Annotated in this window: 22 protein-coding genes; 4 read left to right on the forward strand and 18 right to left on the reverse strand. The window is 38.5% G+C overall.

The annotated features are described in order from the left end of the window. Positions 1-14 precede the first annotated feature (14 nt). The 4 genes from LS684_RS13080 to LS684_RS24225 form a co-directional block, all read right to left on the reverse strand. Positions 15-2,423 carry an ABC transporter permease subunit gene (locus tag LS684_RS13080; RefSeq protein ID WP_233806539.1) on the reverse strand — a complete coding sequence of 803 codons (2,409 nt, stop codon included), beginning with the start codon at positions 2,421-2,423 and terminating at the stop codon, positions 15-17. Beyond that, entirely contained in the window at positions 2,416-3,279 is an 864-nt protein-coding gene (locus LS684_RS13085; RefSeq protein WP_233806541.1) for an ABC transporter permease subunit, read from the reverse strand. The genes LS684_RS13080 and LS684_RS13085 overlap by 8 nt, the downstream gene beginning before the upstream one ends. Positions 3,280-3,499: 220 nt before the next feature. Next, positions 3,500-4,522: a DnaD domain-containing protein gene (locus LS684_RS13090; RefSeq protein ID WP_233811654.1), complete on the reverse strand. Its 1,023-nt coding sequence runs from the start codon at positions 4,520-4,522 to the stop codon at positions 3,500-3,502. Positions 4,523-5,056: 534 nt separating this feature from the next. After that, positions 5,057-5,836: a YppG family protein gene (locus LS684_RS24225; protein WP_349293060.1), complete on the reverse strand. Its 780-nt coding sequence runs from the start codon at positions 5,834-5,836 to the stop codon at positions 5,057-5,059. Positions 5,837-6,102: 266 nt separating this feature from the next. Here LS684_RS24225 and yppF point away from each other — a divergent pair, with 266 nt between their 5' ends. Next, positions 6,103-6,309 (forward strand): YppF family protein, encoded by a 207-nt coding sequence (gene yppF / locus LS684_RS13100; RefSeq protein WP_233806543.1) that lies wholly within the window; start codon positions 6,103-6,105, stop codon positions 6,307-6,309. Positions 6,310-6,358: 49 nt separating this feature from the next. On the opposite strand, the gene LS684_RS13105 is transcribed toward yppF, so the two are convergent. Together LS684_RS13105 and LS684_RS13110 are read right to left on the reverse strand one after the other, a co-directional pair. Beyond that, positions 6,359-6,727: a YppE family protein gene (locus tag LS684_RS13105; RefSeq protein ID WP_233806545.1), complete on the reverse strand. Its 369-nt coding sequence runs from the start codon at positions 6,725-6,727 to the stop codon at positions 6,359-6,361. Between the two features lie 134 nt (positions 6,728-6,861). Beyond that, a complete protein-coding gene (locus LS684_RS13110; RefSeq protein ID WP_233806547.1) occupies positions 6,862-7,125 on the reverse strand; it encodes a hypothetical protein in 264 nt (87 codons plus the stop codon). 217 nt (positions 7,126-7,342) lie between these two features. Here LS684_RS13110 and LS684_RS24395 point away from each other — a divergent pair, with 217 nt between their 5' ends. Next, positions 7,343-7,450 carry a hypothetical protein gene (locus LS684_RS24395; protein ID WP_489886014.1) on the forward strand — a complete coding sequence of 36 codons (108 nt, stop codon included), beginning with the start codon at positions 7,343-7,345 and terminating at the stop codon, positions 7,448-7,450. Between the two features lie 102 nt (positions 7,451-7,552). Here the strand turns inward: LS684_RS24395 and LS684_RS13115 are convergent, their stop codons facing one another. Further along, positions 7,553-8,524 carry a DUF2515 domain-containing protein gene (locus tag LS684_RS13115; RefSeq protein WP_233806549.1) on the reverse strand — a complete coding sequence of 324 codons (972 nt, stop codon included), beginning with the start codon at positions 8,522-8,524 and terminating at the stop codon, positions 7,553-7,555. Positions 8,525-8,641: 117 nt separating this feature from the next. On the opposite strand from LS684_RS13115, the gene recU reads away from it, so the two are divergent. Further along, positions 8,642-9,253, forward strand: a complete 612-nt coding sequence (recU, locus tag LS684_RS13120) for a Holliday junction resolvase RecU (RefSeq protein WP_233806551.1) — start codon at positions 8,642-8,644, stop codon at positions 9,251-9,253. 44 nt (positions 9,254-9,297) lie between these two features. Then, positions 9,298-11,943 carry a transglycosylase domain-containing protein gene (locus tag LS684_RS13125; protein WP_233806553.1) on the forward strand — a complete coding sequence of 882 codons (2,646 nt, stop codon included), beginning with the start codon at positions 9,298-9,300 and terminating at the stop codon, positions 11,941-11,943. Positions 11,944-12,037: 94 nt separating this feature from the next. On the opposite strand, the gene LS684_RS13130 is transcribed toward LS684_RS13125, so the two are convergent. The 11 genes from LS684_RS13130 to panB all read right to left on the reverse strand — a co-directional run bounded on the left by LS684_RS13130 (position 12,038) and on the right by panB (position 22,698). After that, a complete protein-coding gene (locus LS684_RS13130; protein WP_233806555.1) occupies positions 12,038-12,550 on the reverse strand; it encodes a YpoC family protein in 513 nt (170 codons plus the stop codon). After that, positions 12,551-13,201 carry an endonuclease III gene (gene nth, locus LS684_RS13135; RefSeq protein ID WP_233806557.1) on the reverse strand — a complete coding sequence of 217 codons (651 nt, stop codon included), beginning with the start codon at positions 13,199-13,201 and terminating at the stop codon, positions 12,551-12,553. It abuts the gene before it with no gap. Positions 13,202-13,270: 69 nt separating this feature from the next. Continuing rightward, on the reverse strand, positions 13,271-13,978 hold the full coding sequence (locus LS684_RS13140; protein WP_233806558.1) for a DnaD domain-containing protein: 708 nt from the start codon (positions 13,976-13,978) through the stop codon (positions 13,271-13,273). Between the two features lie 478 nt (positions 13,979-14,456). Continuing rightward, the gene (locus LS684_RS13145; RefSeq protein ID WP_233811656.1) at positions 14,457-15,644 is read right to left on the reverse strand and encodes a pyridoxal phosphate-dependent aminotransferase; all 1,188 of its coding nucleotides are present in this window, start codon (positions 15,642-15,644) and stop codon (positions 14,457-14,459) included. 26 nt (positions 15,645-15,670) lie between these two features. Further along, positions 15,671-16,144, reverse strand: coding sequence for a cell wall elongation regulator TseB-like domain-containing protein (locus LS684_RS13150; RefSeq protein ID WP_233806559.1), 474 nt, complete (start codon positions 16,142-16,144; stop codon positions 15,671-15,673). Between the two features lie 13 nt (positions 16,145-16,157). Beyond that, positions 16,158-16,328, reverse strand: coding sequence for a YpmA family protein (locus LS684_RS13155; RefSeq protein WP_233806560.1), 171 nt, complete (start codon positions 16,326-16,328; stop codon positions 16,158-16,160). Positions 16,329-16,580: 252 nt separating this feature from the next. Beyond that, positions 16,581-17,429 carry a ComEC/Rec2 family competence protein gene (locus tag LS684_RS13160; RefSeq protein WP_233806561.1) on the reverse strand — a complete coding sequence of 283 codons (849 nt, stop codon included), beginning with the start codon at positions 17,427-17,429 and terminating at the stop codon, positions 16,581-16,583. 87 nt (positions 17,430-17,516) lie between these two features. Next, positions 17,517-20,324: an ATP-dependent DNA helicase DinG gene (dinG, locus tag LS684_RS13165; RefSeq protein ID WP_233806562.1), complete on the reverse strand. Its 2,808-nt coding sequence runs from the start codon at positions 20,322-20,324 to the stop codon at positions 17,517-17,519. 203 nt (positions 20,325-20,527) lie between these two features. Further along, positions 20,528-20,911, reverse strand: a complete 384-nt coding sequence (gene panD, locus LS684_RS13170; protein WP_233806563.1) for an aspartate 1-decarboxylase — start codon at positions 20,909-20,911, stop codon at positions 20,528-20,530. Between the two features lie 111 nt (positions 20,912-21,022). Continuing rightward, complete coding sequence (gene panC / locus LS684_RS13175; RefSeq protein ID WP_233806566.1) at positions 21,023-21,865, reverse strand: pantoate--beta-alanine ligase; 843 nt, start codon at positions 21,863-21,865, stop codon at positions 21,023-21,025. Further along, positions 21,862-22,698: a 3-methyl-2-oxobutanoate hydroxymethyltransferase gene (panB, locus tag LS684_RS13180; RefSeq protein ID WP_233806568.1), complete on the reverse strand. Its 837-nt coding sequence runs from the start codon at positions 22,696-22,698 to the stop codon at positions 21,862-21,864. Before panB ends, panC begins: the two co-directional genes overlap by 4 nt. Positions 22,699-22,935: the final 237 nt, after the last annotated feature.

Consider the following 22,935-nt stretch of genomic DNA (forward strand, 5'->3'; position numbering starts at 1 on the left):
CGTTTCGTTGTTAACTATTTTTGTACGTTTTTCGTATCGAGCCAGTTGTTAAAATAATCGGTTGGCACTTCGAAATAAGCTTTTGAAAAGGAAACGAATTCTTCCGTATCCACTTCTTTGTACTTAAAATGCTCATAATAATCCTGCAAAAAGGCAACAGCAACTTCTTTTGGATGATCTCCCAGATTCCGATATTTTTCAAGAATCATCTGATAGATTTCAATTGCTGGTTGACCGTATAAATAACCGGTATGTTTTAATTCATCTACCGTTACATTCGAATGCTGCCTTCCTAACTCTAGCTCTTCGATTCGCTTCATCCGGGATCTAGGAAGGGAAAATGCGATAGAATCTCTTTGGTTCTGTCCGACAAAATAATAAAGGGATGTTGCAAACTCAGTAATGCCTTCGTCAATCCAGCCCTCATGGTACGGATCATTTGAAACGACACCATAAAAGTACTGATGGGCAATTTCATGTACGATGGAAAGTTCAAAAAAAGAATCATCATTAACATATGGATTAACTGTTACGATTCCTGGGTATTCCATAAAAGGACCATCATCAAACACAATATCTAACTGTTGATGAGGATACTCCCCAATATTCTGTTGGTAAAAGGATAGTGCGTCTTTTGCAATCTCAAGAGCTTGATCAGGATCTTTATCATGATCTTCTTTCGCAAACAGGCGAATTTTGACACCATCGTCGACCTCCGTCTCATAAACCTTCATATCTTTGATAATCGCAATAAAGTAATCTCTCACCTTCTTCATTTTCACTGTCCCTTTATTTTGCTCAAGCTCTCCATCTTTGTCCGCTGTTGAAACGATGGAATAGCCAGCTGGTAGCTCGTAGGCCACACGGAAATCGGAGAAATCGGTATGATACGTTTCTACCCCTTCAGAGTATGGGCCTTTGTTCCATTTTCCTCCTTGATAAGTAGCGAGCATTGGGTACCATTGTGCTAAATAATAATTTTCATCCACCTTTGAAAAACGGTTCCCTTCCTCAGGGACGGTAAAAGAATACGTAATTTCAACAGTGGCCTTATCCCTTTTTTTCAGCTCTTCCGATAATTTAATCGTAAACGTATCTTCTGTTAAGTCGTAAGTCTGTTCCACTCCATTCGCTTTTACACTCTGAATATTAACTTGTGCACTTCCCTTTACACTTTTAAAGGAATGACCCTCTCTAAATACATTTGGGATAAAATAAAACACAATATCTTCCCAGCTATCGTTAGAATGATTCTTGACCTCAATCGAAGCATTTGTCGTAAACTCCCCTTCTTCATTCATTCTTAACGAGAGATCATACTTCGCCTTACTACCATTTTTCACGCCGACATCATCATCCTTTGTCATATATACATAGGATCCAGCAGTGATGAATAAAAGAATAAAACAGCTCATGGCAAGCTTTTCACCTGTTAGCGACCATAGCATAGCTTGTTTTCCATACGCCTTCCGGACTGGCTTCAAAATGGCTGCATGTCCTGTTCGAATCCAAGGTGTACGCTGATAAGTTGATTGAAAGCGATTTTTTAGCCCATTCGCTAAAAGGCTAAACCCAATTGTAGTGAATAATAATACGATCAATGGGGTAATCAGGATATGAGTATTTCCATATATGTAGTCTCTTGATTGGCCGACAAGTCCAGCAAGTTCCAAAGTTTGGGAGTGATATAAGATCGGATCATACGTCACTTTAGTCCCTCCAACAAAGATGTTCACTAATGCTAACTGCCCCATAATCGTAATAACATAGACAATTTCAAGCAAAAACATTACTAACAACGACTCTTTCATTTGGGGAAAAATATGCTTCCAAATCAAGCGATGTCGATTGGCACCCAATGTTTTCGCCGCATCTATATATGCATACTTATATTCTTCCTGTGTTTTTTTTCGGATAGAAGATACGATACTTGGAATGCTTACCATCGTTGTAATCACAATAAAAAATAGAACGAGAGTCGAAGTGTCGATCGCTTCATTAAAATTAATCGGCAATAAGAAAAAGTACAATACGAGGAATATTGGAACATAGCTCCAGGTATTTTCAAACGCCTCCATCCAACTAGGCGTTCTTTTCAACGTACCTGCATATAGACCGATTACGGTTCCAAAAAACATTTTTAAGATGGTTACAGCTAGAGCAATTCCAATTGTATATCGGATCCCATATAATACCTTGCTCAGAAGGTCATATCCCCCATAATCCGTTCCAAATGGATACCGATTGGATTCCATTGGTTTGATTGGTGGCGATAATAACTCACCATCTGTATATTGTGTTTCCAAAGGAACATTGGGTGGATGAGGTGCTAGTATGGGTCCAAACATACTTAAGAAAAAGATGATCGAGACAAGAAATACACCGATATATAATGAGTAATTCAACTGGTACCGCTTATTCATGAATCAAACCTCTTTTAAAAAGATATAATAATAGTCTTATAGAAAGGTAAACGATGACGGAAATCAACAATATTGAGAATAACCCAACAGCAATTGCCTGCGTTTCATAACTTAAAAATATAAATTTCGTGATTCCAGGAACGTTTAACAAGTATTCAATAATGAATAGGTTTCCAATCGCCAAGGAAATCACTTTTGTTAGCTCAGCAAGAATAAAAGGCTCGATATTTTTAAAGATATGCTTAAGATTAATATAGTTAATGCCCATCCCTTTCGCTACTGCTGTTTTTATATAGTCTTCCCCACTAATTTGATAGTATTTAACCGATACGATTTTAAACAAATAAAGGGTAGGTGCAATGCTAACAAGCATGGTAGGAAACCAGGTATTAAGTGCACCAGCATCTGGTCTTAACGAGATGACCTTCACGCCTGTCCATTTAAATATTTTGATTGCAAAAATGAGAAGCGCGATAATTAATATAAAATCAGGGATAGCTGAGAGAAAATTTAACAAGTAATTAAAGAGTTTGGTTGACTTAAACCTGCTCAGAAAAACGCCAAATAAAACGCTTAAAACTAAAGCTACATTGACGCCGATCAGCACCATCCCTAAACTCGTAAAAAAATTGTCCTTAATATCGTTGGAAATCTGTCTTTCTGTCGCTCCCAAATGATATGTACCTAAGTTTCCTTCACTTATGTTCTGGATGAAAGTCTTATAAATTGGCAGCATTCGTTCTGGATGCCAGCTAATTGTACCCGTTATCGGACTGATGGACACTATAGCAGGTAAACCAGCTAAAAATAATATGAGTAAAAATATTATGATTATTTGCTGAATAAGACGCAACAAATCATCCCCCCCTTTCATGACCTGAAGTCATTCTATTATTTTCTAATTGTTCGATAGAATTGTCAATAAAATCCTTTTATTCTGAAAGTTTCACCAACAGTTAGACGAGATTTCTTCTTTTTTTGTTTCATTCATAAATAAATACCGTTAGCCACTTATTCGTCTCTGTTAAAATGTAAGCATCCTGCCCTATTACTACTAACCATCTCTGCTAAATCTGTCATTCCCTTTCACCTGCAGTCAGATCGAATATAAAATTCCTGGGAATATCTCTTCCTGGTGGCAATACTTTGGCCTCAGGTGGTTGTTTTTTTATATTTTTTTGCTTTTCTACGTGTAAATCTATCTCTCGAACCGTTAATAACCTTAGATTTTTCCAGTTATTTAATATTCCTATCACATAATTGAGCATTCTCTTATTATTTGCACATGCAATTTCCATTGCTTTTATAATAACTTCTTTCGGTTGTAAAAAAACATCTTTATCTAACCACATCAGTAACTGTTCTTTCCCATGTATGTTTGTACTACCAAATCCATTATTATCCCAAAATACGACTACATCTTCTACATCGTTTTTCTTTTGTTGAGATGGAGAGTGTATATGTTTGTTTTTTTCTCCATTTTGATTTTGTTCTGTTTCTTTTTGTATTTGTTTTTCTTTTTCTTGTTGTTTTTGTTTTTGTTTTTCTTTTTGTTTTTGTTTTTGTTTTTCTTTTTCTTTTTCTTTTTCTTTTTGCCCACGTATCGTAGAATGGCATGTTACTAGGGGTTCAAGTGGTTCTTCTTCTAAATCTAGTTCTTCCTCTTCTAATGGCTCCACATGACAAAAGGATTCAAACAGTTCACGAAATTCCTGCTTATTAATCGATTCCATCACATAAGAAATCAACGACGTGTCGACAACCTCTTTCAATTCAGAATACATACAATCCATGACCGGCTTGCCGCCTTTTTGGAGATTATATTTCCCCCACTCTTTAATCGCGAGCTCCCATGTTTCTGGATTATAGCGAATCAGCTTGTGATGGAAGCAAAAACGATCCATCAACGCCTGCACCGTCTCCATTGAATAGCCCACATCAAAAGCCATCTGCTTCTTCGTAATCGTATAGATCCCTATCTGCTTCGTATTCGGATTCGTCAACAAATACAAATAAAAATACTTATCCTCCGGTGACATCTCCTCCATAACCATCGGAATCTTCCAAAAATCCGTACGAACCATTCGATACATCGCCATCAACACCCAGTCCCTTCTTCACATAAAATATCCTTCACCTTTTATATAGTGATTTTTAAGGGCAAACGGACAAGGGGGTTCACGAAAACATGTGAAGATTTGGTGACAGAGGTTGAAAGGAGACTCTATTTTTTTATTAAAGGAAGTTTGTGGATGCAGTGGAATGAAACGAATCAGAATTAAAATTCAGATCTATTAGTGTTAGATTTTTTTCATTGTTTGAAGTTTGAAAACCTTAGTGGACTGAAGCGGAGGCCACTTGACTCCTGCGGGATGAAGAGGAAAAGTCAAGACCAGACAGGCGAAGCCGAGGAGGCTTGACTCCTTCACCAAGGAAAGTAATTGACTGGAGAGAAATCAAAAGAAGTAGGATAGAAAATTTAAAAATAGTAATTGGAATTGTGCGTGTTTAACATTTTAACAAACCATAGTAATATGGAGCGAAATGAACGACCGACCATTGAGAGTGAGAGTCCCATTTTCAAACGAACAAACGAATAAAATAAGCATACAAAAAAGCATAGGTTCTTCAGCCTATGCCTTAAAAAATCCCCCTATCCCTTTCACCATCGAAGAAACCTGGTTAACCGCATTCATCATTTGTCCAGCAGTATCAACCATCTTATTAAAATCCAATGAACCATCCTGCCCCTTAAACGAATTCATAATCGACTGCATCCCCGATTGCTTTTGCATCATCGATTGCTTTGGATAAGGATTCATATATGCGTTCCCCCCATTGCCATATGGAATGCTAGGCTGGCCCTTTTTCTTTTCTTCCACTGGCTGTAACGGATTATGGAAAACACTCTGCCCGTTCATTTGTGTACCATTACCATAAGGATGGTTCATTTGTTGTTGATAACCACCTGGGTAAGGATTCATCATCTGAAAGCCATAAGGATACGTATTCGGTGATTCTATTCCCGTTGCCAGTGGATGACCATATGGATACGAATTTGGTGATTCAGCCCCCATTGCTAGCGGATGACCATATGGATACGAATTCGGTGTTTCAGCCCCCATTGCTAGCGGATAACCATATGGATACGAATTCGGTGATTCCCCCCCCATTGCTGGTGGTTGAGGTTGACCATAAGGGTACGAACTCGGCGATTCCATCCCCATTGCTGATGGTTGACCATAAGGAATTCCCTGGCCTTGAACCGCATAATCATTCCAATAGGTTGGTGGATAAGGATACATGGCAGGATATTGACGAAAATCACTTTGACCAGGTGTATAGTAATCGATGCCATTAGAATATTGCCAATAAGTCGGATAAGATTGACGTCTCTTTTTTCGGCCAAACATGGGCAAACATCCTCCTTGAATTAATCATTACTACAACTTATGAGGGATTCGCCTATTTGGTGATGATTAATACATAAAGGACCTAATATGAAAATGATTGCTTTGAGATCCTAACTCTATGGTAACGGTTTTGTCTAAATATGTAAGGCTCTGTCGGAAGTTAAAATTTTTTAAAAATAATGAAATGCTTCGATCCATGATACAGTTAAGTAGTGGATGAGAAAGCAGTTTACCACAATAGAAGAGTCTAAAGGGAGGATGTATCCATGAATATCCAAGACCTGAATGAAAAATTCTTACAAGCAAAGAATAGCCAGGAATCAGATGTAAATGCTTTATTAGACTTTGCCAAAAAAGCTTATATCCAAAACGAAATTTCAGCTAATAGTTACAGACAGCTCGTTCGAGACCTCGAAGCTCTTGGAGCGGAGTCACCCCATGAAAAAGAACTTACATCCAGCAACCTTGAATAACGCTCCTAATCGGAGCATTTTTTTTGGACAGGAAACCGCGATTCATCCGTTATAAGTCCTCTTCGCTCAAATAGTCTCTCAGCACCTTTAACACGTATTGGACAGATTGTGAGTAATTAATAAATCTCGTTTTGCTTACTTCGGGGAAAAATGCCTGTACCGAAATTAATTCCATTTGTTCTGTCGCCGAGTTGATTTGATTTGGATGAAGGTTTTTCGGCCGATTGGCTGCTATCCATTGCATTGCCTCCTGAGCCCATTCATCACTTTTTTGCTTGACTCCATCTGCAAATGGCTTGACCTCTTGATAAAAATCTCCAGGAACCCCCGATTCTTTAGATATGGCAAATCGTTCGTTAATTGAATCGACAGATTGTAATAGTTCCTCTGTTAGGCTCTTTAGCTTGTTGACACTCATCTTCGGATATCTCCTTTTTTCTAAACCCATTTATTTGAAACTGTCTTCCATTTGAAAAAAATATCTTCTATAAAAAATAAAAGTAGCTATCACATTTAGCTACTACTCAATTACCCATTCTTATTTTATTTAGATTAGTATCCTAATTCAAGCTTTAAGCGTGATTGACTCGATTGGTTTCTACTAGTTGATATCCCATTTTCGAAAAACAAAACTCTTTCTTCCACCTCATCCAATCTTACTTCACAACTAGTTACGTAAGTTGATTGCGATTGTAGCAGATCTTTTCGAGCGTCTGTTAGATTTGTTTCTAATAAAGATTCTAACTCCTCCAACTGATCATGAATTTCAGTTAACATCGAGAGAAGTTCTTCTTTATTGACTACAGATGGATTCATTCCTAATGACCTCCTAATATGCCAAATAGGCTTGTTATTCAAGTTTAGCTTTGATGATAACTAATTCTTCCTTTTCCTTTGCCTTCCTTCACACATGACAAAACTAGAAGAGATTCGGCAAAGAAAGAACTATTTTTTAACATTTTCTGAGCATTCGACATCGCTCGTTCGAATGAAAAAAAAGTCCTCTGTACAAACTAAATATGGAGGTGTTGATATGAAAACTAATAAAAAGAAAAACAACGCTCAGCCTGCTAAGCTTGAAGAGAAAAAAACAGGTTATGGAGACAAAAAATTAGAAGGTCCAAACCGTCCTTCAACTTAAGGAAAGAATCTTATTCAAAATCATGACAGATGGAAAAGAGGAAACAGTAGACGAACTCGAGTACACTCCAGTTGTCTACTGTTTTTTGTTGCTTGACACTTCTCATCTAAAAAAACCTTTTTTTAGATAGATGAATCCTTTCAATTGCGCCTGCTTCCTTTCGTACCAATCGGTAATCTGAAGTGGGTGTTTATGATTGATTTCCCCCTCAAACCATTTGCTTTTTATTTTTTTCCTCAGGCTCCAATCCGTCCACTTATGTATATGGTGTTTGACAACCGGATAAGTCATTCGCAAAAAAGGGGTTTCTCTCCTTTTTCGATAGGGAAAATATTGTTCATAATCGTGCCTTGATCCCGTATGAGCTGTCCTAATGGCAAATTCGAAAAAGTCTGGATATAGTCGAGGATTGAATAATATGTTAGCCAGTCTCTTACCTAGGTCAATGCGTTTGTCGATTGATTTAAACCCATTTACACTTGCACCAAATAATTCCCCGTTACATGTTGGAAATAAGGCGGAGCTAAAATGGAACCAATCCTGAAAAGAGAACATTGCTGTATGAAAAACTTTTCTTTGATAGAGGTGATTTTTAATGACGGGCTCTTGAATGACATTTTGTTCATTAACAATTAAAGCATTCATTAATCGCCTTGAATCACGGGAATGCCAATACAACATCCATTCTCTTTGCATAAAAGATGAAACATGAAAAAACTCTAAGAGATGAAACATTGGCTTCTTTAATTTCGTCGAATAATGGTATAGAAGTAATTGAGGATATGCATCTTTAAAAATCAACCAATTGGCTCTTTCGTAGGTCAAAAACAGACGCTGCCTGACACTTGGCTCAAGTATTTCAGGGAATAGATCTCCCTCAAGGTCACACATATTCCAGCCCGCATTTCGAGACACCATGCTTGCGAGGAATGACCATTGAATGTCCTTGTGCTTTTGATAATACCCCTGATAAGCCGATGTTCTAGAAACATTATCTATATTTTTTACGTTTGTGATGTTTTCAATGTTTTGCAGGAGGGAATTTTCATCTGTAGGTAGATACTTGTTGAACATAGTAAATCCCCTTTACTTAGTACTTTGACTAATAGCCTTTGTTATTTAGTGCTTTTTATTCAACCAACCTCCTCTTCTATTTGATATGATAGGTAGGAATAAAGAGGTGAAAGAACAATGAATTTTCATTATCCGAATGGGAAAAGGTATGAGGCAAAAGCTCAATCTAGCTCCACTCAAAAGAAAGAGAAAAAAATTACGTACAGCAATAGAGGAATGACACTTGAAGAGGACTTAAATGAAACAAATCAATTCTATCTATCTAATGGAATCGCAGTTATTCATAAAAAGCCAACCCCTCTTCAAATCGTAAAGGTTGATTATCCACAAAGAAGTGCAGCCGTCATCAAAGAAGCATATTTTCAACAAGCATCAACAACCGATTATAATGGGGTCTACAAAGGGAAGTATATTGATTTCGAGGCAAAGGAAACGAAAAACACAACATCCTTTCCACTTAGCAATTTTCATGATCATCAAATAAAGCATATGGAGTCCGTCATGGCCCAAGATGGAGTCAGCTTTGTCATTCTAAGGTTTTCATCCTCTGAGGAGGTCTTTCTTCTTGAAGCCCTTCACCTTCTAACATTTTGGAAAAGAATGGACGAAGGTGGGCGAAAGTCTATCCGTAAAGAAGAGATCGAGGAATACGGGCATAGGATTTCACTTGGCTTTCGGCCGAGAATTGACTATATTAAAATAATAGATTATCTTTATAATCTTACATGAGACCTGTGAACTTGTAATGGAGTAGAAAGGAAGGATCAATATATATGGCTGAAAAATATCAAACGAGAGAGGAGCGTCGTAAGCAAGCTTCTAATCTGAAAGGGAAGAAAAAAGGCAAGAAAAATCCAAAAGGCCTTTTTAAACGCATTTTCCTCGTGCTAGTTGCATTAGGGATTGTCGGAATCCTTTCCGGTGTTGGGGTTTTTGCTTACATGGTAAAGGATGCTCCTGAATTAGATGAAAAATTATTAAAGGACCCAATCTCCTCTAAAATATATGATAAAGATAAAAATTTAATTGGTGAGGTTGGAGCAGCTAATCGAGATTATGTAAATTATGAAGACATTCCCAAGCAGGTAGAAGAAGCATTTCTGGCAGTTGAGGATGCACGATTTTATCAGCATAACGGAATCGATCCGATCCGTTTAGGTGGTGCAGTTATTGCCAATATTACGAATGGATTTGGATCTGAAGGGGCAAGTACAATTACCCAGCAGGTCGTAAAAAATTCGTTCTTAAGCTTTGATAAGACAATCGAACGGAAAGTCCAAGAAGCATGGCTATCCTTTCAATTAGAACAGAAGTATACAAAGCAACAAATCTTTGAAATGTATGTAAACAAAATTTTCATGTCAGAGGATAGTCATGGAGTGGCGACCGCTTCTAGCATCTATTTTGGCAAAGAGTTAAATGAGTTAGAGCTTCACGAAGCCGCATTGCTTGCCGGAATGCCACAAAGTCCTAATAATTACAATCCATTTGATCACCCTGATAAAGCAGAAAAGCGACGTAACATTGTGTTAACTTTAATGAATCAGCATGGGTTTATAACGAAAGAAGAGATGGAACAAGCAAAAGCTGTTCCAGTTGAATCCACACTCGTGAAGGAAGAAGATCGGAACCGATCTGAAAAGCCATATGGCTCGTTTATCGATGTGGTCATTGATGAAATTGAAGAGAAGTATGAAGACATCAATATTTTCACTGATGGAGTCAAAATCTATACAACCCTTGATCCAAAGGCTCAAGACTATGTAAATAAAATGCTTGATACAAATGAAGTTGTCGAATACCCAGACGAAGACTTCCAAGCTGGAATAACCCTTCTTGATACAAAGACGGGAGAAATTAGAGCAATTGGCGGCGGGAGAAATCAAAAGGTAGAGAGAGGCTTTAATTACGCTGTTGATACAAAGCGTCAGCCAGGATCAACAATTAAACCCGTTCTAGATTATGCTCCAGCGATCGAATACTTGAAATGGGGTACTTATCATGCACTGGATGATAAGCCATACACCTATTCAGACGGGAAAACGCCAATCAATAACTGGGACAATAAGCATATGGGTATCATGTCGATGAGAAAAGCGTTAGCCCTTTCTCGTAACGTCCCTGCCCTTCAAGCACTGCAAGAGGTTGGGTTAGATCGGGCAAAAGATTTTGCCGTAGGATTAGGCATTCCATTAGAGGAAATCTATGAGCCTTATGCTATTGGTGGCTTACGAGATGGAGTATCCCCACTTGAAATGGCCGGAGCATATAGTGCTTTCGGAAATAATGGGTACTACACTGACCCTTACGCTGTCACTGAAATTGAATTACGTGATGGAACGAAGCTAGATCTAACACCTGAATCTAAGGTTGCCATGCAAGATTATACTGCTTTCATGACTTCTGACATGCTTAAGAGTGTCGTGAGAGAAGGTACAGGTACCAGAGCAAGTGTTTCAGGATTACCTATAGCTGGTAAGACCGGTACGACGAACTATTCAAAAGATGAACGTGAGCAATACGGAATTCCGAACGGTGCGGTTCCAGATTCATGGTTTGTTGGGTACACAACCAATTATACAGCAGCTGTTTGGACTGGATATAAGGATAAAACGACTAAAGAAGATCGAAAAACCTATTTACTTGGGGATGAACAAAAAATTTCCCAGTATTTATTTAAGAACTTAATGGAGCATGTCTCTGAGGGTATTGATACACCAGACTTCACCATGCCTAAAAGTGTTGAAAAAGTAAAAATTGAAAAAGGCTCCATTCCAGCTAAGTTAGCAAGTGAATTCACACCTGATGATCAAGTGATCTATGAGTATGCTGTCAAAGGTCATGCGCCAAATGAAGTATCTGATAAGTATGACCTGCCTGAAACACCTCAAGGCTTAGAGGCTAAATATGATGAAGCAGCTAACGAGGTGATCCTAACTTGGGATTACACTGATGAAGAACTGGATGAAGCTGATAATAGCATCCAATTTGAAGTAACCGTATCAACGGATGAAGGCGTTGAACAAACACTAACCGTTACCCCTGAAAAAGGAATTACGATGACAGATCCAATTCTAGGCGCCATCTATACGTTTAAAGTTACGGCAGTTAGAGGCGAGCAAAGAAGCGATTCTGCTTCGGTTTCGATTGAAATCCCTGATCCGTATAATCTTGGGGATGAAAACGAAGAAGATGAAGATTCTGCCGACGAAGATAACGGTGATGAGGAAAACAATGATGGCACCGAACCTGGAGATGAAGATTCCGGTGAGACAGATGATACCAATACAGGTACAAACCCTGGTAATGGATCTGGACAGAATGGTGGTCAAACCGGAAATTCGGGGACGGGCGGTAACTCGTCTGGCGGAACGACAACCAATCCTGGTAATAATAATACAGGAAGCGGAAATAATTAGCCCAATATTTTAAATTTCCCATCAAATGTGTAAGCAAATGAAAAACAGTAAGTGTACGACAAAGAGCGTGTAACCATCGTTTACACGCTCTTTGTTATCTCTTTTTTAGCTTCGCATCCATTGCTTTCTTCTTTTGATACAGTTTACCCATTTCCTCAAACAGTTCAGCCATTTGCATAAAGGAATGATATAGAGACGGACGGACAAGGATAAATTCCAATCGCTCTGTAGCATTTACTGGCTTGTAAGTGAGCTCATTCAGTTTCTTTATTCGGTCTAAGCGGGCTGGTTCTCCGTTTGCCCAATAGATGAACTGAACCAATAAAGCGATTGCCTGCTTCATGGGGAGAATAACTCCATTCGTATCTCTATTTTGATAAAGCTTGTCCAGTTCTTCTTTTAACGTCTCCCATTTCTTCAAAAGCTGGGGGATACATTCATCCTCTACCTGCCATGGTTTTCTTAAACTTCCCCTTGTGTAGAATGCCACCTCTTCATAGAACGGCAGCCTTCTATCCTCTTTTTCATAGGTTGAATAGAAACTTTCCCAAAAGCCATCATATTTCAGCTCAGAGGGAATTTGATATTGATTCTTGTCGTTTTCCATTTACTTCTTCCCTTTCATCCGTTTCTTTCCTTCTCTACATACGTCTAACAGCGGACAAATTTCACATTGAGGATTTTGAGCTTTACAATGATACCTCCCAAAGAAAATCATTCGGTGATGGGTAACGGACCATTCTTCTTTCGGAATCTTTTTCATAAGCGTCTTTTCTACCTCAAGTACGGAATCCTTCCAGCGGCAAAAGGCAAGTCGCTTACTCACTCTTTCTACATGAGTGTCAACAGCAATTGCTGGAATTCCGTATGCAACCGATACAACCACATTCGCTGTTTTCCTGCCTACTCCAGGTAGCTTCGTTAGTTCATCTCGGTCCCTAGGAACAATCCCGCCATAGTCATCTATTAACATTTGCGATAGCTTTTGAATATTTTTTGCTTTATTGCGATATAAGCCAATTGAACGAATATCGTTTTGCAGCTCTTCAATGGAGACACTCAAGTAATCTTCCGGTGTTTTGTACTTTTGAAATAATTGCTTGGTTACTTTATTAACGAGTGCATCTGTGCATTGTGCAGATAAAGCGACCGCAATTACCAATTCAAACGGATTAGCGTGTATAAGCTCACAATGGGCATCAGGAAACATCTCGCCCATTTGATCTAAGCAAAATTGAATTTCTGATTTTTTTAACATGATTTTCACCTTACTTTTTTTAAAATGAAAACAAACGAGAGAATTGATTTCTCCCGTTCACCGAAAAATTTATTGTTCCAGCCAATTATAAAATGGCACGGATTTCGACATAGTCGTTGAGGGTTCTGATTGTTTTCCTCTTTGAGAGGTTTGACTTTGTCTGAACTTTCTTCCATAGCTTTTCGCTTGTTCAATCGTTTTAATTCCATTCTTCTTCCATTCAAACAATATTCGATCGATGTATCTAAAGTTTAATTTACCTGAAATAACGGCTTCTCTTAAGGCTGCTTTAATGATAATTGGATCATGATGATCATCATCCATCCACATCGCTAATGATTCACACTCAAATGGAGATAGAGGTCGACCAAATTCCTGCTCGAAGCATGTATATAAATCTGTCTCTTGTTGTTCAGTAGTCACCTGTTCCTGCTGTTTCTTCTTTAAGTAGAAATTTTCAACTAATCTTTCCCAAAGCGGGTCTAAGGAATAGGCTTCAAATCGTATTCCATCACTTGAATATCCTTCTGTAATTTTCATTAACCCTTTTTGAATTAAGCGACGAAGTATTTCTGTACATTCTGTAACAGAAATCGTCATGCGGGAGGAAATTTCAATTGGAGTAGGGAAATGATTTCCTTTATCGATAAAATGAATTACATGGAGAAGCAATGTAAGCTCTTTCTCATCCATCCCCATGTCTTTATATTGTGAGAGCAATACCCCAGGTATAGTCAGATTGCCTTCCTTCAGCCACTCTAATAAATGATCTTTCATATGTTTACACCTCTTAGCTAGTATAACATGAACACTTCGAACGCGTAAGACGAATAGCCTTCTTAATTCGCATTTACAGATGGGAAAAATTTTAACTAATGCATATAGCTACAGGTGGATTCATTACATATCATTTATTTATTATTAGTCCTTAATGAATAGGTTGATTAAATGAGACGGTTGTTTTCCACTACAGGATGCTTTCCTTTCCACGGGGCATGCGGAAAGCCTCCTCAGCGACTATATCGATTCCGGGGTCTCACTTGTTTTTTGTTGTCTCGCTAATGGTCCTGCTGTGTCTCAGAGAACCGATTTCCCCATACGAAAAATTGACTCTCCCACCATTTGATACAATCCACTTGCTGTTCCAAATCAACACAAGGGATAACACATCCTAAAATATAAAAACACCTAGCTATATCCGAATAGCTAAGTGCTTTTGTAGTCGGATTAAAGTTATAATCCCACGGTAAGTGTCTTAATTGCTCATTTTATTACGTACGAATTGGTCCATACGTTCAACTGCTGTTTCTAATTGCTCTAATGAAGTGGCATAGGACAAACGAATGTTATCAGGAGCGCCGAATCCAGAACCTGGAATAACTGCTACCATTGCATCTTCTAGCAGCGCTTCTGAAAAAGCATCTACATCTGCATATCCTGATAATTCTGCTGCTTCCTTCGCATTAGGGAAAAGATAGAAAGCACCTTGAGGCTTTACACATGTGAAGCCAGGAATAACAACTAGCTTATCATAAATAATGGCCAATCTCTTTTCAAATGCTTGACGCATTTCTTCTACATGAGCTTGTGAACCCATGTACGCTTCAATTGAACCAAATTGAGCAGTAGTTGTTGGATTAGATGTACTATGGCTTGCTAGGTTCGTCATTGCCTTAATAAGCTCTTTGTTCCCTGCAGCATATCCAATTCTCCAGCCTGTCATTGAGTGCGATTTCGAAACCCCATTGATGATTATCGTTTGCTCTTTTAACTGAGGAGAAAGCTCTGCAATTGAAACATGTTTATGTTCTCCGTATACTAGCTTTTCATAAATTTCATCTGATACAATGAGGAGATCCTTCTCTAGGCAAACCTCACCTAGTGCTTGTAGCTCTTCTTTTGTATATAACATGCCAGTTGGGTTACTTGGAGAATTAATGATCACTGCTTTTGTTCGGTCAGAAATCACTTCTCTTAATTGGTTTGGCGTGATCTTGAATTCATTTGCTTCCATTCCTTCTACATAGACGGGAACTCCTCCCGCTAATTTCACTTGCTCAGGATAGCTTACCCAGTATGGTGTAGGTATAATTACCTCGTCTCCATCATCTAACAACGCTTGGAATAGTGTATAAAGTGCATGCTTTGCCCCGCTTGTGACAATAATTTGACTAGGATCGTAATTGATTCCTTGATCTTTTTGGAACTTTTCACAAATGACTTGTTTTAACGTTGGAAGACCAGCTGAAGGCGTATATTTTGTATGGCCCTCGTTCATTGATTTCACAGCTGCGTCAATGATATTTTGCGGAGTGTTATAATCCGGTTCACCAGCTCCAAGTCCAATCACATCATGCCCCTGTGACTTTAATTCCTTTGCCTTTGCTGTGATAGCTAAAGTAGAAGATGGAGTTAACGCTTTTACCCTACTTGCTAATTTCATCTTTTTCATTGCCTCCTTAATCGGTCCTAAAGGTTTTCAATTTTTTTCAGCCAATCGCCTGTTTCAAAATCGACATAATAATAGTTGATTAACTCGTCACCGGATCGATAATAAATTTCCCAAAGTGGGATGTTTTTTTCAATTCCAAGGCGGACGGATACGATTTCTTTTGGTGTTTTTTCTTCAAGTAATTTCTCAACTGCTTGCTGCTTGGTGACGCCATCTTTCACTTTTTTAACGATCGTTTTTCCTTCTTTTTCTGGAAGCCAGACGATAATTTCTTCCCCTTTATCGTCCTTTCCCTTCACAATGTAATAGGTATGCAATCCGTGATAAAGAGAGAAATCACTCGCTTCCTTCAAGCTCGTTTCCTCCATTGCTTGTTTCACGGCGACTTTTTCAGCTGCTTTTACTGGCTCTAATGAATTTAAATATACATTAACAAAAAATCCAATGACCAAGATTAGAATAAAACTACCGATAAATATCCACTTTTTCATTTATTTCACTTCTTTATGTCCTATATATCGTAAAAACAGCTTTTTCTTGATCCTGCTTATCTAATGCTAAACCAAACATCAAATTTTCATACTTTAGATTTCGGTTAAGCACATCGACAATTTTATACAAATCCGGACTATTTTCGATTGTCACGGTTGAAATAATTTCAATTTTACTTTCCATCAGTACTCCTCCTAAGTCACTACAAAAATTGCTAATTATATGTACACTGGATTCGGTTAAAATATGATTACGAAACAATTACCCCTGCTATATCACATTATAACAGCTGGTAGATCATAACGTGAATTTTTTCTTGAGGATCTGTTATACTTTTTAGTTGATTTTGCTATAACTTGCAGCTAGTCAAGCATAAAAAAATTTCTCTAGCCCACACAACGTCTTTTGGCTGCGCAATATTTGCGCAGCTCCTTTTTATAACTCGTCTTTATTGGAAATAGTAATTACCTCGTAATTAATGTCAGTAAACTTCATCGTCACTGTACCATGCTTCTTTGTATAGTAAACATCAATCCAAGCTTGATGAAGCATATCGAGTAACTCAGAACTTGGCTTAGTGGTCTTTGATTGAAAAATAATCGCCATTTGCGGATCAATATGTTTGATTAAGGATTCTGATACCGCATTTTCTCTAGCAAAAGATGGGATCTTCACTATGTTAATATCCGCCAAGTCTTTCTTCAAAAATTGTTGTTCTACACTTTTATTCGTGGAGCTCATCAACAATATTTTATGGCGAAAGAAATGAATGGCTAAATCCATTCCCTCTTCTACTCCGCTTCCTTCAAAAAGAACTTCTGAGTGGAATCCAGGTAAGATTTGTTGTTTGGTTCCTTTCGACCATGAATGAACGCTCACATCGTCATAAAGATCAATTTGCTCTTTCAATTTATTTAACAATGAATCGCCAGTAATCAATTGCTTTACATCGTAAAATGTGATCATCCATTCTAAATTACTATTACAGCACCGATCATCCTCCGTCAGTAAAATGGTAGAGATTTTATTTACATCATAGAGCTGAAGGAGTTTCTTTATTTCTTTTTCTGTTCCTTCGCCCCCTGTATTGATTAGAATATTTTCACCGTTACCATGTTGGATTAATATCGCTTCCCCGTCAGAAATAGATAAAAAAGTAAAGGCTATTTCATCATTTTTCAACTTTAGGTCAATGCTCTCTACCTCTACTGGTAAAGAAGGTGACTCAGAAGGAATATAATACCAATTAGTAAAGAATAGCATCATAGCTAATAACACATTCATCCTAACTCCTCCCATACATCTACATATAGAGTGTGTTATTCGCCAAGATTTATCCCATTAACTCCCACTTGTAACGTCCTTTTAACTTTAAGAATCAGTCGAATGATTTTCTATTGCTTGCACCAGTCCGATAATATCCGTTTTCCTGATAGGGACGGATGGAATGGACTGAAGAAATGCTTTCCCATATTGGGTTGTAACAATTCTTTTATCAAAAACAATTATATATCCTTTATCTGTTTTCGTACGTATCAGTCGTCCAAATCCCTGTTTAAACCTTAAAATGGCCTCAGGTAATGAGTAGTCAGCAAAGGGATTCCCCCCCTGCTCTTTAATTCGATTAGATTTCGCTTCTGTTACAGGCTCATCAGGTGGAGAAAATGGCAGGCGCACGATAATTAAGCATGTGAGATCCTCTCCTGGAATATCAATTCCTTCCCAAAAGCTATTCGTACCAAACAGAATCGATTTCTCAAAGCGTTGGAAATTTCTCGTTAATCGGGCTCGGCTTCCGCTCGTAATTCCTTGCGCGATTAATGAGAATTCCTCAAGTAACCCACTTTCTTTAATTAAGTCATGGGTTTTCTTCAGCATTTCATGTGAAGTAAATAAGATGAGCATTCTTCCGGAGGTTGCCTCTGCAATTGAAATAATATGCTCAGAAATGGCGGCAACATAATCATCTAGCCTCACTTGATTCACTTCAGGAAGGTCCTCAGGTACATATAATTGGACCTGCTTAGCATATTCAAAAGGAGACGAAATCTGTTTCTGTAAGCATGAAGTGTTTTCAAGCCCTAGCTGTGCTTTCATATAATGAAAAGATCCTTTTACTGATAATGTTGCAGATGTAATCAGAATGCTTTTCTTTTTCCCAAAGAAGCTTGTGGAAAGGGAATCGGCAACAGAGACCGGCTGAGAATAGACAACGGTACTATTTTGTGTCCGAGTGTCCATCTCTACCCATTTAATATCATCTGAATGGACTATAAAGATTTGCTTTACGAATGTTCGTTTTTCCTCTAAACTCGTTAAATTTGATACGATTTCCTCAAGTGAGAGCTTTTCTTCAATCGATAATGCCTCTTTTAATGGTTTTAATTGATCAATCTTTATTTGAAGAGCATCAATGAGGTCTCGTAAAAGAAAGATAAAGCGTTCCGCTACAGAATGCAAGTGTTTCCATTCCTTTGATTCACTTGCTCGTTCCTGTAATGTGCAGCTGATCCGATAATTCGAAGCTCTTTTTACTTTTTTCCTAACATAAGAAGCTAAGTATTTAAAGAATTCATCCATCTCAAATAACACATCTGTGAGGATCTGATTGATTTCGAACGTGTGTAAGCCTTCAGATGCAGCTTGGGCCCCGTGGCTTTCAAGTGTATTTTCAAGCCTGTAGAATAGTTGTTTTTGTTCATACAGCCCCAATTGTCCGAGTAACATTCGAATAGACACATAATCAAAGGAAACGCCGAGAAACTTTCCAGCAGCTTTTTCAAATTGGTGTCCTTCATCAAGGATCGCATAGTGGTATTCTGGTAGGATTTGATGCTCGGAAGCAAGATCCGATAGAAGCAAGGAATGGTTCGTAATGAGAAGATCCGCTTCCTTTGCTTGTTTTTTCGCATTCAGATAGAAATCTCTCGATAACCAGCTCTTCCCTTGAAGAAACATCGTATCGTCGTTTTTGATCTTATGCCAATAAATCATTCCCCCACTAGAGAGATTGATTTCATCAAGGTCACCAGTTTCTGTTTCTGTTAACCAAACGAGAATTTGCATTTTGGATAAAGTCGTATCATAATTATCTTCTTCTTGATTGAGGCTTTCCTCAAATTTAGCAAGGCTTAAATAATGATTACGGCCTTTTAACAAAGCTACCCTTAATGAGAAATCAAACATTTTCGTTAGTAAAGGGATGTCCTTTGATAATAATTGCTCCTGTAGTTGGGTTGTAAACGTGCTTACTACAACCCGTTCTCCGTTTTGTTTGGCAAAGATGGCAGCTGGTAATAAATAGCCAAGTGATTTCCCAATTCCTGTCCCTGCCTCGATTAGCCCATGTTGATTTTCTTGAAACGCATGGTAAACAGCATCCATCATCTCAAACTGGCCTTCCCTCATTTCAAACTGAGAAAAAGCTCGTTTTAAAAGTTCTGCTTTCCCGTTCCCGTCTGTTGGGTAAGCAAACGGCTGTTCCCGATAGGAATGTACTCGTTCCTTTGCCTTTTTTAAAGCAATCCCTCGATACACCTCAAGATCACTTGACAGCATTTCAACGTGCTGGCTCTTGTCTTGATCAATCTCATCTAACAGTAAATCGAGATCACTCTTCAAGCCACCTGACAGCCGTTTTAATTGCTGAATCGTTTGGTGTGGTAAATTCTTCAATTTGTCCATTAATAGTAATAATAGTTCTGCGGTTACATACGCATCACTATCGGCTTGATGTGGCCTTTCATGGGTTAAACCCTCTTTTGCAGCTAAGTCTGACAATTTATAGCTGTCTGTAGTTGGAAAAAGAATTCGAGCCATCTCAACCGTATCTAACACAGGACCGAAAAAGCCTTCATAGCCTTCTTCAATTAACTCGTCCTGTAAGAAATTTAAATCGAATAACACATTATGTGCAACAAAAAATGCATTATCTAATAAAGTAAGTACCTTTCCAGCGATTTGATCAAATGTTGGTGCGTTCTTGACCATGGAATCATTGATTCCCGTCAGTTCCTCGATAAAAGCTGGAATCGGTTGCCCTGGATTCAGCAGGGAAGAATATGTATGCGAAATTTTACCGTTCTCAATTACGGTAGCTGCAAATTGGATGATTTTATCCCCTTTTTTCGGGGAGTTACCTGTTGTTTCTAAATCAACGACAACAAATTTATTACTCATTGACGTACACCTCGTACCTTCAGTCATTCAAACGGTATCATAAAAACGGTAAAATAAAAAGCTTTATTCTTTTTTTCTTCCACCTAACCGCTGTATTTATTCAAAGAGCGTCACTTTATGAGGATAGCCGCCCTTTTAATAGACAAAGGGTTCGGAATGTACGCATCCAGAACCCCTTGTATCTGTTATTAAATTGCTTTCAATTACATAATTGTTCCAGCTGGTTCTGCATGGATGAGCTCGGTAATTTGATTATGTTCATCCATAATTGCCACTTTCGGCTTATGGATGGCAACTTTTTCTTCTGGCACCATTACATATGATATAATGATCACAACATCGCCTTCTTGAACGAGGCGGGCAGCAGCTCCATTTAAACAAATCACACCGCTCCCTCTTTCTCCAGGGATAATATACGTCTCTAGTCGTGCACCGTTGTTGTTGTTAACAATTTGAACCTTCTCATTTGCTACCATTCCAACTGCATCTAAAATATCCTCATCAATCGTAATGCTACCTACATAGTTTAAATTCGCTTCCGTTACACGGGCACGGTGAATTTTCCCATTCATCATGGTGCGAAACATGGTGTTTCCCCCTATCCATTCTAGTATGAAAATTGGCTGTTTTCTCAACTTTGATTGCATGTTTTGGTTTAAATCATGTTATTACGCTGGAGACATTTTCGTACAGTTAGATCAAAGGTCTATCACTATATTATCAATCAGTCTAGCCTTTTGAAATTGAACAGCCAGCGCAATGATGATTTTACCTTCTATTCGGCTTACAGGTTTTAAGCTCGGATAAGAATAGATACTTATATAATCAATGACTCCTTCTGTTTCCTGTTCAATCTTTTCTTTCATGAATGATTGAACGACCTCTGGTAGTCTCTCTCCACCTTCAATCATTTCCTTTGCACGTTGCAGGCTATCATATAGGGTTGGCGCCTGCGCTCTTTCATAGGGAAGCAAATTCACATTCCTAGAGCTTTTCGCTAGACCATCCTCTTCACGGACTGTTTCAACTGGAACGATTGTTAATGGAATATGAAAGTCACTCACTAGCCCTTCAACAACTGCAACTTGCTGTGCATCCTTCATTCCTAAATACACTCGATCGGGTAGAACGATGGAGAATAGCTTCGTTAAAACGGTCGCTACCCCATCAAAGTGGCCTGGACGGGATGCGCCGCATAACACGTCTGTCCGTTCATGCACCTTTACAGTTACTGATGGAGTCTCAGGATACATTTCATGCACTGATGGGAAGAACAAGTAGTCTACTTGCTCTGCTTCAGCGATGTTCGTATCTCTCTCGATATCTCTTGGATAAGCATCTAGATCCTCATTTGGACCAAATTGGAGAGGGTTTACAAATATACTCAATACAAGAATATCATTTTCCTCTCTTGCTTTTTTCATCAAAGCCTGATGGCCTTCATGCAAAAAACCCATGGTTGGCACAAAACCGATGGACTTTGATTGTTTGTCGAGCTTGATGATTTCCTGCATTTCGTGTATTTTCGTAATAATTCTCATGATTTCCCTCCGTAAAGCCCTTGAAGCTCTTCTTCCTTCATCGTAAAGCTATGTTTTTCTTCGGGGAAACTTAATGCTTTCACTTCTTCTACATACGTTTGAATCCCATTCACCATGATTTCATTGACATTCGTATATTGCTTAACGAACTTTGGCACTCGCTCAACACCATATGTGACAACATCGTGATAAACAAGCACTTGTCCATCAACATCCACACCAGCACCAATTCCGATGGTTGGAATGGTTAGCGCTTCTGTGACACTCATAGCTAATTGTTTTGGTACGCATTCTAGCACAAGCGCAAACGCACCAGCTTGTTCACATCTTTTCGCATCCTCTATTAGTTTTCGAGCCGATTCTGCTTCTTTCCCTTGAACTTTATAACCACCTAGTACGCCTACCGATTGTGGCGTTAATCCTAAATGAGCGACAACAGGAATACCTGCCTTTGTTAATGCCGCAATTTTCTCTACGACCTCATCTGCTCCCTCAAGCTTGACGGCATTCGCACCTGTTTCTTGAATCAGCTTAGCTCCATTGAGTAGCGTATCTTTTATTGATAAATGGTAGCTCATAAAAGGCATGTCGATAACGATAAACGTATCCTTTGCCCCTCTTTTAACCGCCTTTGCATGATGGATCATGTCCTCCATCGTTACAGGAATCGTTGAATCGTATCCAAGGACGACCATTCCAAGTGAATCGCCTACGAGGATCATATCAACTCCCGCAGCTTCTGCTTGCTTGGCAGATGGATAATCATAAGCAGTAAGCATCACCATTTTTTCTTTCTCTTTTTTCATTTTAAGAAAATCAGTCGTTTGCTTCATACATCTTCCTCCTACTTGTCTTTTGTTTTGGCAAAAAACAGCTTTTTTCATTGGAAGAGGTGATAAAACTGGTGTCACAAAGAACAAGTGCACGCCTCTAGTAGGTTATTATTATCTATGTGTGCTGGGAAGCTCCTTCCCTAAAAACAAAAAAATCCTTCAAAAAAGTCAGAAGGATTTCGTTCATCGTGAATTGTTCATGTTTCATCCCTCTGTCCCGGTCCAACTCTGGATCTA

It is taken from the genome of Cytobacillus spongiae, assembly GCF_021390075.1.

Coding starts and splice junctions, on each gene's coding strand:
- LS684_RS13080 (WP_233806539.1), bottom strand. CDS start 2,423: ATGAATAAGCGGTACCAGTTGAATTACTCATTATATATCGGTGTATTT.
- panC (WP_233806566.1), bottom strand. CDS start 21,865: ATGAGAATTATTACGAAAATACACGAAATGCAGGAAATCATCAAGCTC.
- LS684_RS13090 (WP_233811654.1), bottom strand. CDS start 4,522: ATGGCGATGTATCGAATGGTTCGTACGGATTTTTGGAAGATTCCGATG.
- LS684_RS13140 (WP_233806558.1), bottom strand. CDS start 13,978: ATGAAAGATCATTTATTAGAGTGGCTGAAGGAAGGCAATCTGACTATA.
- LS684_RS13145 (WP_233811656.1), bottom strand. CDS start 15,644: ATGAAATTAGCAAGTAGGGTAAAAGCGTTAACTCCATCTTCTACTTTA.
- LS684_RS13125 (WP_233806553.1), top strand. CDS start 9,298: ATGGCTGAAAAATATCAAACGAGAGAGGAGCGTCGTAAGCAAGCTTCT.
- LS684_RS13105 (WP_233806545.1), bottom strand. CDS start 6,727: ATGAGTGTCAACAAGCTAAAGAGCCTAACAGAGGAACTATTACAATCT.
- LS684_RS13110 (WP_233806547.1), bottom strand. CDS start 7,125: ATGAATCCATCTGTAGTCAATAAAGAAGAACTTCTCTCGATGTTAACT.
- nth (WP_233806557.1), bottom strand. CDS start 13,201: ATGTTAAAAAAATCAGAAATTCAATTTTGCTTAGATCAAATGGGCGAG.
- LS684_RS24225 (WP_349293060.1), bottom strand. CDS start 5,836: ATGTTTGGCCGAAAAAAGAGACGTCAATCTTATCCGACTTATTGGCAA.
- LS684_RS13130 (WP_233806555.1), bottom strand. CDS start 12,550: ATGGAAAACGACAAGAATCAATATCAAATTCCCTCTGAGCTGAAATAT.
- panB (WP_233806568.1), bottom strand. CDS start 22,698: ATGAAGCAAACGACTGATTTTCTTAAAATGAAAAAAGAGAAAGAAAAA.
- yppF (WP_233806543.1), top strand. CDS start 6,103: ATGAATATCCAAGACCTGAATGAAAAATTCTTACAAGCAAAGAATAGC.
- LS684_RS13160 (WP_233806561.1), bottom strand. CDS start 17,429: ATGAATGTGTTATTAGCTATGATGCTATTCTTTACTAATTGGTATTAT.
- LS684_RS13155 (WP_233806560.1), bottom strand. CDS start 16,328: ATGGAAAGTAAAATTGAAATTATTTCAACCGTGACAATCGAAAATAGT.
- recU (WP_233806551.1), top strand. CDS start 8,642: ATGAATTTTCATTATCCGAATGGGAAAAGGTATGAGGCAAAAGCTCAA.
- LS684_RS24395 (WP_489886014.1), top strand. CDS start 7,343: ATGAAAACTAATAAAAAGAAAAACAACGCTCAGCCTGCTAAGCTTGAA.
- dinG (WP_233806562.1), bottom strand. CDS start 20,324: ATGAGTAATAAATTTGTTGTCGTTGATTTAGAAACAACAGGTAACTCC.
- LS684_RS13115 (WP_233806549.1), bottom strand. CDS start 8,524: ATGTTCAACAAGTATCTACCTACAGATGAAAATTCCCTCCTGCAAAAC.
- panD (WP_233806563.1), bottom strand. CDS start 20,911: ATGTTTCGCACCATGATGAATGGGAAAATTCACCGTGCCCGTGTAACG.
- LS684_RS13150 (WP_233806559.1), bottom strand. CDS start 16,144: ATGAAAAAGTGGATATTTATCGGTAGTTTTATTCTAATCTTGGTCATT.